We start from the raw sequence: 16704 nt of genomic DNA, 5'->3' as shown, positions 1-16704 counted from the left end.
AGTAACCGCCGGCGAAGCTTCGACTCCGGATGAGGCGACGGTGGCGTTGCCCGCGGTTGTTGCTTCGGACGGGGAGACCGTGGCAACGGCACCGGATGAGGCGACGGTGGCGTTGACCCCGGCGGTGCCGGATGAGGCGACGGTGGCGCTGCTCGCGGCGGCGCCGGTGCGGGATTCGGCGGTGATGGTTGCCGGCCCCTCCGACGAGTCGACCGTTCCCGTTCGTTCGGGTGCTCCCGATGATGAGGGTGCCGCGGAGCCGGCCGTCGCGGAATCCGTTCCCGGGGCGACCCGCACCGGCTTTTCCCTGACCAGGCGGCAACTGCTGATCGGGCTTTCGGGGGTGACCGGAGTGGCGGTCGTCGCCGGCGCTGTTGCCGCTCATTCCGCGACCAAAGAACCCGCTGCGGCGCCGCCGCCCCCGTCGTCGCCCGCCGTCACCCGGCCGCGGACTCCCGAGAGCGCGGCCGTCACCCCGCAACTGCCGGTCCAGCGCCGCCCGATCTCCACGCTGGCCGAATACCGAGCGGCCACGGGCGCCGCGCCGTTCCCCGCCGACGCGATCGCGCTGACCATCGACGACGGGCCGCACCCGCTCTGGACGCCGAAGATCCTGCGGCTGCTCGACAAGCACCACGTCCCGGCCGTCTTCTGCATGATCGGCAATCAGGTGCTCGGCCACGAGGCCGTCGCCCAGACCGTGTCCAGGGCCGGGCACCAGCTGGCCAACCACACGTGGAGTCACCCTACGAAGCTGGCGGCCAAGCCTGGCCCGTTCGTGCAGAAGCAGCTGGTCAAGGCCCAAGCGAAGATCAAGAACACCACCGGGTACGCCCCCACGCTGTTCCGTTCCCCCGGCGGCGACTGGTCGCCGCAGCTTCTGCGCGAGGTCGCGCACGCGGGCCTGCTCGCGCTCGACTGGACCGTCGACCCCCGCGACTGGGCCCGGCCCGGCGTCAACAAGATCGAGCAGCGCATGCTGTCGACCAAGCCGGGTCAGATCATCCTGTGCCACGACGGCGGCGGCGACCGGTCCCAGACGTACAACGCCCTCAGCGTCGTCATCCCGGCCCTCAAGGCGCGAGGTCTGCAGTTCGTAGCCCTGGACGCCCCCGCGGAGGTTCAGACACCGACCCCTCTCCAGCCGTCGGCCGCGTAGCGCGCGAGGGCACCGACCTGATGCCGGGCCGTTGACGGTGGTGGCGCCGGGTGCGGTTCCGGCGGCGGCGGCGCGCCCGGGGGAGGCGGGAGCATGGTCGGCGGCTTCGCCGGGCACAGCAGGTAATGCTTCATCACGGCCGGGAAACGGTTGAAAATCAGGTTCCGCGGACGCTCCCAGGCGATGCCGGCCTCGGCGCACGCATCCCGCACCGTCGTCTCGCTGGCGAGGTTGGCGAATCCGGAGCCCTGCCACGGCAGCACATGGTGAACGCGGTGCGGGCTGAGGCCGGCGCTGAGGAACAGGTCGACCCAGCGGTTGCCGACGACGGTGAGGTCGTAGCTCAGCACGATCTGCTGCGCGGCCCAGTCGTTGCGCAGCGGCTCGGGGATCGCGGCGAGCTCGTCCTCGGTCTCCTCCTCGAAGTCGTGGCTCGCGACGACGAGGAACGTGTTGAACCACAGGGTGATGACGAACTGCACCAGCCACGCCACGATGTGACCCGTCACCAGGCACGCGATGAACTCGACGAGGATCCACGCGCGGATGAACCAGAAGTCCGTCCGGATCGCGTCGACGACGCCCGACTCCTCGCGCCGGGGCCGCTCGAACTTGGCGATCTCCCGGGCCCGGAACGACAACCCGGTCAGGCAGATGCCGAGTTTGTGCAGCGTGTAGCCCGGGATCCGCAGGGCCGGGTGCAACTGCAGCATGCTGTCGAAGAACGTCTTCTTCACGTCGGCGCCGGAGCCCAGATAGGGATGGTGCAACAGGACGTGCCCGTCAGATCCGATCAGGCTCGTCCCGACGTAGTTGATATCGAAGAGCGCCTTCCCGATCGGCATCGTGTAGCGGCGCTGGTCTTTCCATTTCCGGTGCAGGTGATAGTGACCCGAGCCGGCCAGTGAGGTCCGCGTCACGACCATGATGGCGACGAAAGCCCAGGCGGGTAGGAGGTCGATGATCAGGAGTACGAGCGTGGCCACGTGCACGGCGCCGATGATGAAAGTGACGATGTCGAACCTGCGGTCGTACCGTTTCAGGTCTTTCTTGGAGAAGGTGGCGTTCAACCTCGTACGGATCTCGGCGAGCAGGCTTCCGCTGTCGCGATAGTCGAGCTTCGGCAGATCCGTACGCGCGTCGAAGTCGGGCGCCAGCAGGAACGGTGGGATGCCCAGTTTCGGGAGCAGATCGCCCTCGGCGGGCGGCGGTGGGTTGTCGGTGGGAAATGGCGTCTCGCTGGCTCGCGGCGGAACGACGATCTTGGGTTGGACGGTCTTGCCGATGAGTTCCTCGATCTCGTACTTCGCGAGGAACTTCCGCAGCCGGGCCGGCTCCCGGTGATAGGTGTGCAGGAGGGCGCTGATGTCCCGGCCCTCGGTCTGCCGGAACCACATCGCGCCACCGGGGTGCAGCTTCATCCATTCGGTGAAGTCGTAGGCGCGTCCGTCGACGATCCAGAACGGCCGGCCCCGGGGCAGGACGGTTCCGGTAAAAGGCGAGCTTCGATCCGACATGTCCGCTCCTCGTCGTCGAACCTGTTATTCGTCGCTGTCCGCGGCTTCGTCGCTGTCCGCGGCTACGTCGTTGTGCGCGGCTTCGTCGTTGTGCGCGGCTACGTCGTTGTGCGCGGCTACGTCGTTGTGCGCGGCTTCGTCGCTGTCCGGTCGGCCGAAATCGAGCAGCGCGGTTTCGATCTGTGCGCCCGGGCCCATCGTCACCATGACGCCCCGGTCGCCCTCGGCCACGCGCCCCTCGGCGAGCAGGCGCTGCAGGCTGACCAGGAAGCTGCCGCTCGAGATGTTGCCGTAGTCGCGCAGAACGGAACTCGTGTGCCGCAGGTCGTGGTCTTCGAGGCCGAGGCCGCGCCGCACGGATTCGATGACCAGACCGCCGCCGGTGTGCACGATCCAGTGCTTGATCGCCGGGAGGTCGAGCCGGTTCCGCTTGAGCAGGGTCTCCACCGGCTCCCGCACGTTGAAGCCGATGACGTACGGGATATCGCGGTCGACGTAGAAGCTCCACTTCGCGGCTTCGGCGTTCCAGTCGAAACGCATGGACCCCCACTGTTCGGGGAGGCAGAAGCTTTCGAAATCGACGACGCGCGGGGTGCGGGACGAGGGCGCCGGCCCGGTGCCGTTGCCGTCATGGCCGGTCAGTACGACCGCGGCCGCGCCGTCGCCGAAGAGACTGTTGACAATGCCTGTACGCGGCGTCTCGTCGACGACGTAGATCGCGGAATTGATCTCACAGCAGACCAGCAGCCCGACCCGGCCCGGCCGATGACGCACCCATTCGGCGAGCGGGTTCAGGCCGTTGAGCCCGGCGTTGCACCCCATGCCGACGACGTCGGTGCGCAGGAGATCGCGCTTGAACGCCAATTCGCGGGAGAACAGCGAGCTGAGGCCGGGCACCAGGAAGCCGGTCGACGTGACACAGATCAGATAGTCGACATCGGTCGGTGCCAGGGACGCTTGGCCGAGCGCGTCGAGGATCGCCCGTGATCCGATGTCGAGCGCGCCGTTCCGGAACTTCGCGTGCAGTTCGGCCGGGCTCTCGGTGTGCGCGCGGCCGGTGAACGGGTCCGGGTCAGGCAGGTATAGGTGGCGGCGCCGAATGTGGGGCGAGCGGAGGAGCTTCCGCACGACCCGGTTCTCCAGGCCGAGCAGAGATCCGATCTCGTCCTGCGAATAGGATCGGTCGGGAAACGCGCCGGCGACGGCCGCGATCACCGCTGCCGCGTCCGGCGTGTGAGCGTTTCCTGGCCCCAGAACATGTTCATGACGAATCATGTAAAGAGCTCTTTCCCCGTTGGACGGCCAGGCGCCCTCGGGCCTGGACCACCCAACATGCTACGACCGGCGTCCCGGGCGGCAGTACAGCCGACCGATCCATTCGCGAACGTCATTAGTACTAGTGGCTACGCTCACCGCATGACATCCGGCCGATGGCTGGGCTTCCGCTTCCGGCCCGGCGACATCGTGATCAGCACACCCCGCAAGTCCGGGACGACCTGGATGCAGATGATCTGCGCGCTACTGATCTTCGAGACGCCCGATCTGCCGGCTCCACTCTGGCGGTTGTCGCCATGGCTGGACACTCCGGACGTGCCGCCCCAGCACGTCGACGCCCAGTTGGCCGCACAGCGACACCGGCGCTTCATCAAGACGCACACGCCGCTCGCCGGTATTCCGTCCGACGCCGGGGTCACGTACGTCGTGACCGCCCGCAACCCGGTCGACGCGTTCGTGTCGATGGTCCACCAGGAGCGGCTGATGGCACCCCCGCCGGCGCCCGGCCACCACCCACGACCCTGGCCGCCGCCTGGGCCGCCGGGAATGCCGGCCGGCCCGCCGCCCGGAATGTTGCCCGGCCCGCCGCCGGGAATGCCGCCCGGCCCGCCACCGGAGGCGCCGCCCGGCCCGCCACCGCCGCGGCCCCCGGACGTATCGCGTCAGGAACTGCGCGACGCCCTGCTCAAGTGGATCGACGGCGACGACGTGGTGACCTCCCTCCCCGCCACCATGCGGCACCTGTCCGAAGCGTGGACCCGGCGAGCAGATCCGAACGTCGTGCTGGTGCACTACGACGACCTGCTGTCCGACCTCGAGGGGCAGATGCGCGGCCTCGCCGCCAGGCTCGGGATCACCGTCGCGGAGCAGTCGTGGCCCGCCCTCGTCGAGGCGGCCACCTTCGAGCGCATGAGAGCCCGAGACGACGTTCTCGTGCCGCCCCCGCCCGGGATTCGGCCCGACAACACCCTGTTCTTCCGCCGGGGCACCTCAGGCGCCGCCCGCGAGATCCTCACCGGCGAAGAGCTTTCCCGGTACGACGCCCGGGTCGCCCGGCTGGCCCCGCCCGAACTGATCGACTGGCTGCACCGTTGAAGATCCCAGGCGCGAGGCGATGGCGTCGCTGATGGCGGCTTCGGCCGGCATCCCTGTTCCCTGCTGGACGGAGATCTGCCGCAGCGACGTCGTCGCGGTGTCCTCGAGGCCGCAGGCCGACTCCCGCACCGCTGAGTTCCTCCGCTACCTCGAGCACTGGCCGGCCGACCTGCTCGCGCTGATCGAGGCCGGCCGGCTCCGAGCCTCAGCCGAATGGGCAGGTGTTCAGCGTTGAGGCGACCCTGGCGGCCGGCAGCTTGGCGACCAGTGTGGTGCCGCCGCCGGGCGGGCTGATCACCGACAGGCTCCCGCCCAGCGTCTCGAGCCGGTCGGCGATCCCGATCACCCCGGAACCGGCCCCGGTGTCGACCCCGCCGACGCCGTCGTCGGCGACCGTGACCCGTACGCCCTGGTCGTCCAGGGTCAGCTCGAGATCGACCGCACTGGCCGAGGCGTGCTTGGCCACGTTCGTCAGCGCCTCGGCGACGACGTAGTAGCAGGCGATCTCGGCGACTTCGGAGACGTTCGCCCAGGTGTCCGGAAGGACGAGCCGCACCGGCGTCGGACAGCGGCGGACCAGCGACCGGACGGCCGACGGCAGACCACCCTCGGACAGCATCGCCGGGTGAAGCCCGCGCGACAGGTCACGAAGATCGGTCAGGATCGCGTCGAGCTCGTGGGTCGCCGTCCGGAGCGCCTCGCCGGCCAGGGTCTCGGTGGCCCGCAGCTCCAGGGAGAGGGACACGAGGCGCTGCTGGGCGCCGTCGTGCAGATCACGTTCGAACCGGCGGCGGGCCTCGTCGGTGGCGGCCACGATGCGGGCGCGCGAGGCCAGCAGCCGCTCCTCGGCCTCGGCGTTGTGGATGGCGGTCGCGATCAGGTCGACGCAGTCCGAGATCGGGGGCAGGACCCGGTCGGGGATGCGGCCCGGCTGCAGCGAGGCCATGGCCAGCGCGCCCCAGAGCCGGTCGCCGACGAAGACCGGGCAGGCGACGGTCGATCGCAGGCCGGCTGTCCGGGCGGCGCTCGCGGGCTCGCCGGCGATGTCGTCATAGCCGTCGAGCCGGGTGGTCACCCCGTCACGGCGTACGAGGTCGACGGCGGTTCCGGCCAGAAGGCGATGGCTCGAGCCGACCGGGTAGTCGCCGGCCATCAGCCCGTGGCTGCCGACCACGGTCACCTCGTCGCCGGGGTCGTAGCGGAACAGCCGCATGTCCTCGACCTCGAACAGGGCGGCCAGAGCGTCGGCCACCGTCTGGCAGATCTCGGCCGGCGGCGCCTGCCGGGCGACCAGGGTGGCGATGCGCCGGATCGTGGCCTGCTCCTCGGCGATGCGGCGGACCTCGGCCCGGGCGGTCGCGTTGGCCAGGGCCGTGCTGACCAGCTCGGCGAACCCGGCGAGCCGCCGCTCGGTGTCGGCCGCGAGAAACTGTTCCTTCGGGGCGTGCACCGCCAGGCCACCCCAGAGCTCGCCCTGATCGAACACCGGCGCCATGATCGAGGTCCGCAGGCTCGTACGCTCCCGGACGATCTCACCGATCGCGCCCTCGACGCCGGACCAGTCGATGCGAACGACCGCATGCTGGGCCGCGACCTTGGCCGAGATGGTGTTCCCGGCCGCCGGCCACCGCGAGGGCAGGCCGTCGACGGGGCCGGCGGGGGTGCGAGCCGCGATGACCGTCACCGCGTCGGCGGACTCGAAGCGGACGAGGCTGGAAAGCGGCGCGTCGCAGAGTTCGCCCAGCTCATCGAGCACGACGTCCCAGATCTTCTCGGGCTCGGCGGTCCGGGCGACCAGGGTGGCCACGCGGCGCAGCGCGGCGTGCTCGCGGGCCAGCCGCTCCACCTCCTCGCGTCGCTGGGCGCTCGAGATCGCGGTCGAGGCCAGGGCGGCGAACTCGGCCAGGCGCGACTCGATGTTCGCGGGCAGCGGGGCGGGCTGGTCGGAGACGACCGTCGCCGAGCCCCACAGCCGGTCGTCGACGAAGAGGGGGACGGCGACCGACGACGTGGCGTGCAGGCTTTCCAGCAGCCGCGAGATCGATCCGTTGACCTCGATGCCGTTCTCCATCCGCGACGGGCGGCCGGTGCGGTAGACCTGGGCGTTCGAGCTGTCGCCGTCGAGCTTCCAGCGCGAGCCGACCGGGCCGGGCCAGTCGGGGCGCGTCCCGCGTGTGGCGACGACGGTCATCATCCCGTCGGCGTCGAAACGGCCGATCCCCGACATGATCTGACGCGTCCGGCCGGTTTCGAGGTCGACCAGGTTGCTCAGTTCGTCGGCGATGGCATCGAACAGGTCCTGGATGGGTGCGGTTCCGGCCAGCACGCCGAGGCGGAGCAGGGCCGCACGTTCGGATTCGGGGATCACGTGCCCGGGATCCCCCGAGGTCGTCCGTGACCACTGCTCGCCCGCCTTCGCACCCTGATGTTGCCTTCCTCGTCGCCGCTGATCCGAACGAATGGTGCCCGGCGCGTCAGGGCTTAGCCATTGTGTTCCACCACACCCGCGGTGGCCGGGCGACGATGCCAGGCGGCCCGATCAGGCGGTTTCAGTGCTTTCCGTGGCAGGACACCGGTTCGAGGAGCCACCGGAGTGAGAAACGGCACGGCCCCCGGGCAGGGCTTTTCCCACCATGTGACGTAGGCGGGGGCCGGACGCGACGCGAGGCCATGGACGCATCGCATGAACTCGGTAACGGAAACCCTCGAAAACAAATGACATCACTCGACGAAAGAGATCGCATGAATGAACGATGCTGGCGGCGCCTTGATGCAAAGACGGTAGTACGAGATCACGGCCCGGCTACTCTGCCCGGCCGGTTGTCCGAAGGGAAAAGAAATGCCGACGATCGACGACAACATCGACCGTTTCGAGGTGCACCCGACCTATGCGCTGACCGCTCTGCTGCCCGATCGTGAACGGGTGGACGGGCTGACCGCCGCCCTGGCCGTCGACCTCGACGACGACGAGGTGGTCGAGGTGATCCACGGCGACGAGGGCCTGCGGATCCTGGACCAGAGGGGAGTCCGGCACGGCTTCTCCGCGCGGCTGACCCGCCTGATGCAGGACTGGACGTATTACCGGGAGATTCTCGAGGTCTACACCGAGGGCCTGACCGACGGCGAGTTCCTGGCCGTCATCCCCTGTGCGCCGGACCAGCGCCTGGAGGTCGCGTTGACCGTCGAGTCGTTCGGCGGCCGCCTGATCTACTACTACGGGTACGGCACGGTCGAGTCGATCATCGGCCGGTGACGGCGGGCGCGGCCGCGAACTCGACCACCGCGCGGACGCCGTCCGCGGCCTTCTCGAGACGCAGCGTCGCGTTCAGGGCGTCGAGGCGATCACGGATCGGCGGGCTGATCAGCACCCCGGCGTCGCCGTCGGCCTCGACGATCAGCCGCAGCCGGCCGGTCTTGTCGCCGCCCCGCACCGAGACGTACGTCCCGGACGCGCCCTCGGTCACGCCCACCACCAGGCGGTAGGCGGTCATCTCGACCACGGCCGGATAGCGGCGGAGCCCGGGCAGGTTCAGCTCGACCGGCAGCGGCGCCTGCCGGGCGTACGATCGCAGCGCCGCACCGATGCCGGCCTCGGTGAGGATCGCCGGGAAGACGCGGCGCGACAGCCGCCGGGCGGTGGCCGCGAGGGCCGCCAGCTCCTCGCCGAGCGTGGCCAGCGCGTTGTCGCCGGACGGCCGAGCCGACTCGAGAAGCTGAAGTTCCATGCCCACCGTGGTCAGCCGCTGCTGCAGACCGTCGTGCAGTTCACGCTCGATCCGCTCGACCTCGGCGTCGTGCTCCGCGATGAGCCGCAGCCGCGAGGCTTCCAGCTCGGCGCAGCGTTCGGCACAACCGGCGAGCCGGCCGGCGATTCTCGTTTCCATCACACCTCCTGGCCTTGGCCGATCACGGCAGCGGCAGACGGGCCTGGACGGTCGTGCCCCAGCCCGGGTGGCGAGGTCGCCCTCGATCTCAACCGCCCGGAGTTTTATGTCCGACTTTCCCGTTCTGGGGGGCCTCGAGATAGCGGAGGACGGCCAGGACCCGGCGGTGGTCCTGCGCCGATTCGGACAGTCCGAGGCGGCTCAGGATGCTCTGAACGTGCTTCTCGACGGTTCCCTCGCTGATGAACAGCTCCCGCGCGATCCCCACGTTCGAGCGCCCCTCGGCGACCAGCTCGAGGACCTCGGTCTCGCGCCGGGTCAGCCCGTCGAGCGGATTCGACCGCCGGGGCGCCGCGATGAGCTCACCGACCAGCTCGGGGTCGACGACCAGGCCGCCCCGGCCGACGCGGTCGAGGGCGTCGAAGAACTGGTCGACCTCGGTGACCGTGCTCTTGAGGAGGTAACCGACCCCGCGGCCGCTGCGGAGGAGTTCGGTCGCGTGGTCGACCTCGATGTAGGCCGACAGCATGACGATGCCGACCTGCGGCATCTCGGCGCGGATGGCCAGGGCGACGTCGAGGCCCTCCCGACTGTGCGTGGGCGGCATGCGTATGTCGAGGATCACCAGGTCGGGCTTGGTCGCGCGGATCCGGCTGATCGCCTCGGGCCCGCTCCCGGCGCTGCCCACCACCTCGAAGCCCCGGTTGGTCAGCATGCTGACGAGGCCCTCGCGCAGCAGAACGTCATCGTCGGCGACCACTATCCGCATCCCACACCCCATGCCCCGTCGAGAACCGTCATCACGCCGAGCCGCTACTCGACGGTGACCGTGGCCTTCATGAAGGGGTGGATCGAGCAGTGGTACGCGACGGTGCCCGCCGTCGCGAAGGTGTGGCTGTACGTCTGACCGTTGCCCATCGGCTGCGAGGCGAACGAGTTGTCGTCCGCGACGACCGTGTGATCGGTCGAGTCGTCGAACTTCCAGGTGACCGCGGTCTTGGCCGGGACAGTCAGCGTGTTCGGGTTGAACGCGAAGTTCTGGATGTTGACCAGATCGGCCGGGGCCGGCACCGGCGCGGATGCGCCCGCGGTCGGGGGCTGAGTCCCCGTCATCGACGAGCCCTTGCCCGAACTGCAACCGGCCGCGGCGATGACCAGGACGGCCGCGGCCGCCGCCAGGGAGTGGGGTCGTACCAGGGAAGTCTTCACGGGATCGCTCCTCGTCCGTCTGCGCTTTCACTGCCAATGGTTGACACGGGAGAAGGCCGGCGGCATCGCATGAATACGCGTTTGCGGGGGCTTGACACCCCGGCTGGTTGGTAGGCGAGACCCCAGCAGGCTTCGAGGACACCGGCCGCCCCGGGCCGAGAGGATGACGGTCATGACCGAGGCGGGCCCGCTCGCGGGCGCCCCGGCACACCGCTGCACAACCGCGAGAGGCTGCGATGGCAATCAATTCTCGGAGCCGGACGCTCGAGTTCGATCCGGTCGGTACGAGTCCGTTACGGGGGCGGGACGCGGAGATCGCGCTGGCCGATCGTCTGCTGTCGTCGGCCCGGGCCGGCGAGGGAGGCGTGCTGATCGTGGACGGCCCGGCCGGCATCGGCAAGTCACGACTGTCGCACGAGGTCGTTCACCGGGCCGAGCGCAGCGGGATGCGCGTCCTGCGGGCCGAGGCTGCCCGGGGCGGGGCCGCGCCGTTCACACCCCTGCTCACCGCGGTGCTGGGCGCCCGGCCACCGATCGCCGACCCGCAGTCCTTCCTCGAGGGCATCGGGGCGTCGTTCTGGATCGTCCAGCGGCTTCACTCGGCGCTGACGACGGCGGCCGAGGCCGGCCCGCTGATGATCGTGATCGACAATCTGCAGTGGGCGGACACGGAGACGGCCACGGCCATCCGGACCCTGGCGGCCGACCTTCGTCAGGCCGGCGTCGTCTGGGTGCTGGCCGTGCGGCGGGGCCAGGCCGGCCCGGTCATCAGCGATCTTCTCGCCGGCCTCGAGAGCGCCGGCGCCGAGACGCTGCGGCTCGGCGGTCTCTCCGCGCCGGCGGCCGCCGCCGTGGTCGAGGACTTCGTCGGCGTCGAGGTCGAGCCCTCGTTGCTCGCGATGACCGAGAGGGTCGACGGGCAGCCGTACCCGTACTGGATCATCGAATTGCTGCGCGGACTGCACGAGGAGGATCGGTTGCGGACGAGCGAGGGCCGCGCCGGGGCTGAGGGGTCGCAGCTGCCTCGCCGGCTCACCACGGCGGTCGACGAGAGGCTGCTGGAGCTTCCGGCCGCCGGCCGCCGCGTGATCCGGATGGCCGCGCTGCTGCCGCCCTCGTTCACTGCCGCGCAGCTCGCGGGGCTGGCCCGGTGCCCGGCCTCCGACCTCATCGAACCCCTCGAAGACGCGGTACGGGCCGATCTGCTGACGGTCGGCGGTGAGCGCATCCGATTCGTGCAGGACGTGGTGCGGGAGGCGGCGCGTGAGTCACTGCCGTCGTCGCTGCGCTCGCTGCTGGAACGCGAGTCGATCGACGTGCTGCTGCGCACCGGCACCGACACGGTCGAGGTGGCCCAGATCTTGGCGCGTACCGCCGAGCCGGGAGACCCCGAGGCGATCGCCACGCTGCGGACGGCGGCGCACGCGATCGCCGCGGCCGACCCGGGCACGGCGGCCGACCTGTTCCGGCGAACCTGGGAATTGTGCCCTCCCGATGCCGCCGACCGGGGCACTCTGGTCGTCTCGGCGCTGACGCATTTGCACCGCGTGATGCGCACGGAGGAGGCGGCCGAGCTGGCGCACCGGGCACTGGCCGGCGTTCTCTCCGCCGAGGACGAGGCGGCTGTACGGCTGATCGAGTCGACGGTGGCTGTCCGGGCGGCCTGCGAGCGGGTCGAGGACAACCGCCAGGCACTCGCGCTGAGCGGCCTGACCACGCGCGACCGCGGTGAGCACAGCGCCTGGCTCGCCTACAACCTGCTGGAGAGCGGCGACGCGACCGGCGCCGAACACCACGCGAGGCAGGTCCTCGCGCACACGGCCGACGAGTCGACCGCGCCGGCCCGGCTGGCGCTCGCCGCCGTTCACGCCGGGCGCTTCGACGGCACGGCGGCCTCGGCCGAGCTCGACCTCATGCCCCGTCGCCGCGGCACGATGCTCGACCTGCACACCGGGAATCTGTTGCACTGCCTCGGTCGTACGGGCGCGGGGAAGGCCACGCTCTCCGACGGTGCTCGCCACGCCCGCCGCGATCACGACGCGCCGCTGGGCAGTCTCGGCACCCAGCTCTCCGCGCTGACGAACATGATGACCGGACAGCTCGTCGCCGCCCGTGCCGACCTGGAGACACCCGGAGCCGGCGAGGGCGACGACGCGCCGGTCACCGTCGTGACGGTGCTGCGCATGGCCACGGCGGCCGCCCTGGCCCAGCACCTCGGCGACGCGAAGCTCGGGCGGGCGGCCACCTCGATCGCCCGGCGCCTGCGGGTCGGCGACAGCGTCGTCGGGCGGCGGTGGGCCCACCGGGTGCTCGCGACCGCGGCGGCGGCCCGCGGCGATGTGCTCTACGCGGCGCGGCTGCTCGCCGACGATCCGCTCGAGGCGTGCGGGATGGCGCTTCCGGCCGACATGGGCGCGGTGGTGCTGGCGACCTGGATCGGCGCCGCCGCCGGGGACGGTTCGCTGATCGAGCGGGCCGCGGCCGCGGCGGGCCGGATGAGAGCCGGGGGAGCCGGCGCACCCGCCTTCGCGGCCGGTGCCGCGTACGTCGATGGGCTTCTGGACGATTCGCCCGATCAGCTCGTGTCGGCCTCGCGGGCGTTGCTCGCCGCGGATCGCCCGTTGCTGGCCGCGCTGGCTCTGGAGGACGCGGGGCAGCGGTTGATCCGCGAGGGGCACCAGGACGTCGCGGTGGTTCACCTGACGACGGCGGGGGAGATCTTCGGCGGTGCGGGCTCGGTCGTCGACGTCCGGCGGGTGAGCCGCTCCCTGCGCGGTCACGCCACCTCGTCCCGGCTGGTGGGGGAGCGGTCGGCCGACGGCTGGGCCAGCCTCACCGACGCCGAGCTCAAGGTCGTGCGGCTGGTCGCGGCCGGGGCTACCAACCGTGGCGCGGCTCAGCAGCTCTTCCTCTCCCCGCACACGGTGAGTTCCCACGTGCGGCACGCCTTCGCGAAGCTCGGCATCCGGTCGCGCGTGCAGCTGGCAAACCTCCTACGGGACAACGACGGCTGACGCGGCCGGCTGCGGGTGGCTTCGTCCCTCGCGCGAACCGGGGTAGCCGAACAGCTCGGCCCAGCCGAGGACCTCCATGACCCGGCGGATGGCCGGCGAGACCCCTCGCAGGCTCAACCGGCCGCCCCGGGCGCTCATGGCCAGCGACGTCAGCACCAGGACGCGAAGGCCGCCGACGTCGATGAACGTCAGGTCGGCCATGTCGATGACGGCGTCCCCGGCGGCCCGGCTCAGGGCCTCGAGTGCGACCTCCCACATCGGCATCGTCGCCATGTCGACCTCGCCCGCCACACGGATGGCGCCGACCTCGGAGACAGAAGGGATTTGCTGGTGCGAGAACATGATTCGATAGTGCCGAACCGGGAATCGGCGGACATCACGCGATCACGCTATCGGCCCCCGGGTGTCCACCGGCACAACGATTCCTACCGGTTAGCTGCAATGGCACCGGCCGCCCGGTCTGACACTGTTGTCCGGGTGCGGTTTCGCTGTCTGGTGGTAGACGACAATCAGCGGTTTCTCGACGTCGCGCGCCGTAGCCTCGGCCGTCAGGGCGTCGAGGCGGTCGACGTCGCCACCGATTCCGAATCCGCGCTGCGTGCGGTCGCGCTCGGGCATCCCGACGTCGTACTGGTCGACGTGTCGCTCGGCGCCGAGAGCGGATTCGGTCTGCTGGGGCTGCTCGTCGACCGCTATCCCTATCTGCGCGGGCACGTCATCATGATTTCCACGCGGGACGCCGAAGATTACGTCGAGCTCCTCGAAAACGCGCCGGCCGCCGGTTTCGTGGGCAAGTCCGAGTTGTCGGTCACGGCTATTCGGAACCTCGTGCCCGATCTGGTCTGACCCCGCTTCCCGTACTACGCCTCGCGCTCGGCACCCGTGCGACCAGTCTGGTGCCCTCACCGCGTGGGCTGACCACGGCCAGGGAGCCGCCCAGCGCCTCGACACGATCGGCGATCCCGAGCAGCCCGGTGCCCGCCACGGCGTCAGCGCCTCCGACCCCGTCGTCGCTGACGGTGACCCGTACGTCCGGGTCCTCGACGGCCAGTTCGAGCTCGACCACGGACGCCCGAGCGTGCTTGGCCACGTTGGTCAGCGCCTCGGCGACGACGTAGTAGCAGGCGATCTCGACCAGGTCGTCGACCCCGGCCCAGGAGCCGGGCAGGGTCAGCGTCACCGGGACCGGGCAGTGACGCACGAGCGATCGCACGGCGGCGGACAGGCCGCTCTGGGAGAGCACGGCGGGATGAAGCCCCCGCGTCAGGCCCCGCAGGTCGGTCAGGATCGAGTCGACCTCGCCGGCCGTTTCGGCCAGGGCCTGCCCCTGCAGCACGTCGGTGTCGCGCAGTTCCAGGGCCAGGGCGACCAGGCGTTGCTGGGCGCCGTCGTGCAGGTCGCGTTCGAAGCGCCGACGCGCGTGATCGGTCGCGGTGACGATGCGCTTGCGGGAGGCGCGCAGCTTCTCCTCGGCGTCGGTGTTGTGAACGGCTGTCGCGATCAGGTCGATGCAGTCCGAGATCGTCTGCTGGACCCGGTCGGGGACGGGGCCGGGCTGCGACGAGGTGACGGTGAGCACCCCCCACAGCCGCTCGCCGATCAGGATCGGGCTCTCGTGGGTGGAGCCGCCGGCCGGCTTTCCCCAGCTTCCGACGACGGTCGCCGCGCCGCCCGGGTCGTAGCGGAAGATCCGCACGTCCTCGACGCCGAGCAGGGCGGCCAGCTCCTCGGTCACCGTCTGACAGATGCGGTCGGGCGGCGCCTGCCGGGCGACCATGGTGGCGACCCGGCGCATGGCCGCGTGCTCGTCGGAAAGCCGCTGCACCTCCTCGCGGCGTTGCGCGCTCGAGATCGCCGTCGAGGCCAGCGCGGCGAACCCGGACAGCCGCGACTCGGTATTGGCCGGCAGGCGCCGCGGACGGTCGGAGACGACGGTCGCGGACCCCCACAGCCGGTTGTCGACGAAGATCGGGACCGCGACCGACGACATCGCGTTGATCGAGTCCAGCCGCCGGGAGATCGACCCGGTGACCGGGATGTTCCCCTCCAGGCGGGCCGGGCGGCCGGTGCGGAACACGCGGGCGTTGGCGCTGTCACCGTCCAGCGACCATCGGGACCCGAGCGGGGACGGCCAGTCGGGACGCCGCCCCCACTTGGCGACCAGTGTCATCAGCCCGTCCGGGTCGAACCGGGAGACGCCGGCCATGTCCTGGAAGGTCGCGCCGGTCTCGATGTCGACGATGCGGCCCAGTTCCTCGGCCATGGCATCGAACAACTCCTGGATGGGGGCGCTGCCGGCCAGGGCGCCGAGCCGCAGGAGGGCCTTGCGCTCGGTCTCGAGGATCAGCCGCTCGGTGTCCCACGCGGGCCGTCGGCCGGCGCGCAATCGCGTACGCCACAAGGAGCTGTTCACGCCCCACTGTTTCCCTCGCGGCGGGCCGGCCGCATCACCTGATCGCGCGATCCGCCGGGGCGGCCGGAGTGGCGAGAAGCATCAGGGCGCGGCGTGCATTTCGGCGGTGTCGAGGAAAGCGACGCCGAGGTCGTCGGCGCGGTCCGGAACCACCGGGCCGGGACCGTCAAAGTTGGTCTTGGCGTGCGCGTTTACAAGCGTGCCGTCGTGAGTACGGTCGGAAGAATGCGGCTCGAGATCGTGGGCCGCCCCTCGACGTCGAGGAGGTTCGGGTGACCGAAGTTACCCCTCGCCCCGTGGTGGCCCGGCCGTATCCCGTGCGGCGGCAGGTCAAGGGCACGGCGCTGGCCCGTGTCCTGCGCACGACGGACGCGAAGCAGATCGGGATCATGTACATGATCACGGCCTTCGTGTTCTTCATGCTCGGCGGGTTCATGGCGTTGATGATGCGGGCCGAACTGGCCCGCCCGGGCATGCAGTTCCTCTCACCGGAGCAGTACAACCAGCTCTTCACGATGCACGGCACGATCATGCTGCTGTTCTTCGCGACGCCGATCGTGTTCGCGTTCGCGAATTTCGTGGTGCCGATCCAGATCGGCGCGCCCGACGTGGCCTTCCCGCGGCTCAACGCGTTCGCGTACTGGCTCTACCTGTTCGGCGGGGCGATCGCGATCGGTGGCTTCTTCACCCCGGGCGGCGCGGCCGACTTCGGCTGGACGGCGTACGCGCCGCTCAGCGACTCGCCGAACTCCCCGGGCGTCGGCGGCAACATGTGGGTGGTCGGTCTGGCGCTCTCGGGTCTGGGCACGATCCTCGGCGGGGTCAACATGATCACCACGATCGTGACCCTGCGCGCCCCCGGCATGACCATGTTCCGCATGCCGATCATGACGTGGAACATCCTGGTCACCAGCCTTCTGGTGATCCTGGTCTTCCCGTTTTTGGCCGCCGCGCTCTTCGCCCTGGCGGCCGACCGCATTCTCGGCGCCCACGTCTATGACCCGGCCACGGGCGGGCCCATGCTGTGGCAGCACCTCTTCTGGTTCTTCGGCCATCCCGAGGTGTACATCGTGGCGCTGCCGTTCTTCGGCATCATCACCGAGGTCATCCCGGTCTTCAGCCGCAAGCCGGTCTTCGG

At 70.5% G+C, this 16704-nt stretch carries 15 protein-coding genes; 7 read left to right on the top strand and 8 right to left on the bottom strand.

The window, feature by feature from the left end:
- Positions 1–79: 79 nt before the first annotated feature.
- Positions 80–1159 carry a polysaccharide deacetylase family protein gene (locus EER30_RS33245; protein WP_127504634.1) on the top strand — a complete coding sequence of 360 codons (1080 nt, stop codon included), beginning with the start codon at positions 80–82 and terminating at the stop codon, positions 1157–1159.
- On the opposite strand, the gene EER30_RS33240 is transcribed toward EER30_RS33245, so the two are convergent.
- Both EER30_RS33240 and EER30_RS33235 read right to left on the bottom strand, forming a co-directional pair.
- Positions 1123–2676, bottom strand: coding sequence for a fatty acid desaturase (locus EER30_RS33240; RefSeq protein ID WP_127504633.1), 1554 nt, complete (start codon positions 2674–2676; stop codon positions 1123–1125). The two genes, EER30_RS33245 and EER30_RS33240, sit on opposite strands and share 37 nt — an antisense overlap.
- 24 nt (positions 2677–2700) lie before the next feature.
- The gene (locus tag EER30_RS33235; RefSeq protein ID WP_127504632.1) at positions 2701–3951 is read right to left on the bottom strand and encodes a type III polyketide synthase; all 1251 of its coding nucleotides are present in this window, start codon (positions 3949–3951) and stop codon (positions 2701–2703) included.
- 141 nt (positions 3952–4092) lie between these two features.
- Here EER30_RS33235 and EER30_RS33230 point away from each other — a divergent pair, with 141 nt between their 5' ends.
- Both EER30_RS33230 and EER30_RS33225 read left to right on the top strand, forming a co-directional pair.
- Positions 4093–5046: a sulfotransferase domain-containing protein gene (locus EER30_RS33230; RefSeq protein WP_127504631.1), complete on the top strand. Its 954-nt coding sequence runs from the start codon at positions 4093–4095 to the stop codon at positions 5044–5046.
- A 19-nt stretch (positions 5047–5065) separates the two neighbouring features.
- Entirely contained in the window at positions 5066–5281 is a 216-nt protein-coding gene (locus tag EER30_RS33225; RefSeq protein ID WP_127504630.1) for a hypothetical protein, read from the top strand.
- Here the strand turns inward: EER30_RS33225 and EER30_RS33220 are convergent.
- Positions 5252–7414 carry a GAF domain-containing protein gene (locus tag EER30_RS33220; protein WP_127504629.1) on the bottom strand — a complete coding sequence of 721 codons (2163 nt, stop codon included), beginning with the start codon at positions 7412–7414 and terminating at the stop codon, positions 5252–5254. The genes EER30_RS33225 and EER30_RS33220 overlap by 30 nt on opposite strands.
- 471 nt (positions 7415–7885) lie before the next feature.
- Between EER30_RS33220 and EER30_RS33215 the strand changes: the two genes are divergently transcribed.
- Positions 7886–8299, top strand: a complete 414-nt coding sequence (locus EER30_RS33215) for a hypothetical protein (protein ID WP_127504628.1) — start codon at positions 7886–7888, stop codon at positions 8297–8299.
- Here EER30_RS33215 and EER30_RS33210 read toward each other — a convergent pair.
- The 3 genes from EER30_RS33210 to EER30_RS33200 form a co-directional block, all read right to left on the bottom strand.
- Positions 8286–8930 carry a histidine kinase gene (locus EER30_RS33210; RefSeq protein ID WP_127504627.1) on the bottom strand — a complete coding sequence of 215 codons (645 nt, stop codon included), beginning with the start codon at positions 8928–8930 and terminating at the stop codon, positions 8286–8288. The two genes, EER30_RS33215 and EER30_RS33210, sit on opposite strands and share 14 nt — an antisense overlap.
- A gap of 88 nt (positions 8931–9018) precedes the next feature.
- The gene (locus EER30_RS33205) at positions 9019–9699 is read right to left on the bottom strand and encodes a response regulator (RefSeq protein ID WP_127504626.1); all 681 of its coding nucleotides are present in this window, start codon (positions 9697–9699) and stop codon (positions 9019–9021) included.
- Between the two features lie 44 nt (positions 9700–9743).
- Positions 9744–10139: a plastocyanin/azurin family copper-binding protein gene (locus EER30_RS33200; protein ID WP_205650527.1), complete on the bottom strand. Its 396-nt coding sequence runs from the start codon at positions 10137–10139 to the stop codon at positions 9744–9746.
- A 236-nt stretch (positions 10140–10375) separates the two neighbouring features.
- Between EER30_RS33200 and EER30_RS33195 the strand changes: the two genes are divergently transcribed.
- Positions 10376–13153, top strand: coding sequence for an AAA family ATPase (locus tag EER30_RS33195; RefSeq protein ID WP_127504625.1), 2778 nt, complete (start codon positions 10376–10378; stop codon positions 13151–13153).
- Here EER30_RS33195 and EER30_RS33190 read toward each other — a convergent pair.
- Positions 13133–13495, bottom strand: coding sequence for an STAS domain-containing protein (locus tag EER30_RS33190; RefSeq protein ID WP_127504624.1), 363 nt, complete (start codon positions 13493–13495; stop codon positions 13133–13135). The two genes, EER30_RS33195 and EER30_RS33190, sit on opposite strands and share 21 nt — an antisense overlap.
- Positions 13496–13504: 9 nt before the next feature.
- Here EER30_RS33190 and EER30_RS33185 point away from each other — a divergent pair, with 9 nt between their 5' ends.
- Positions 13505–13999: a response regulator gene (locus EER30_RS33185; protein ID WP_205650526.1), complete on the top strand. Its 495-nt coding sequence runs from the start codon at positions 13505–13507 to the stop codon at positions 13997–13999.
- Here the strand turns inward: EER30_RS33185 and EER30_RS33180 are convergent.
- Entirely contained in the window at positions 13968–15566 is a 1599-nt protein-coding gene (locus EER30_RS33180; protein ID WP_127504623.1) for a GAF domain-containing sensor histidine kinase, read from the bottom strand. The genes EER30_RS33185 and EER30_RS33180 overlap by 32 nt on opposite strands.
- A 272-nt stretch (positions 15567–15838) precedes the next feature.
- On the opposite strand from EER30_RS33180, the gene EER30_RS33175 reads away from it, so the two are divergent.
- The coding region (locus EER30_RS33175) for a cytochrome c oxidase subunit I (protein WP_205650525.1) at positions 15839–16704 on the top strand (866 nt) is incomplete at its 3' end.

The sequence above is a fragment of the Actinoplanes solisilvae genome (assembly GCF_003999975.1).
GTDB lineage: Bacteria > Actinomycetota > Actinomycetes > Mycobacteriales > Micromonosporaceae > Actinoplanes > Actinoplanes solisilvae.
Note: the sequence above shows the minus strand (reverse complement) of the source record. Positions and strands in the feature narration are given on the sequence as shown.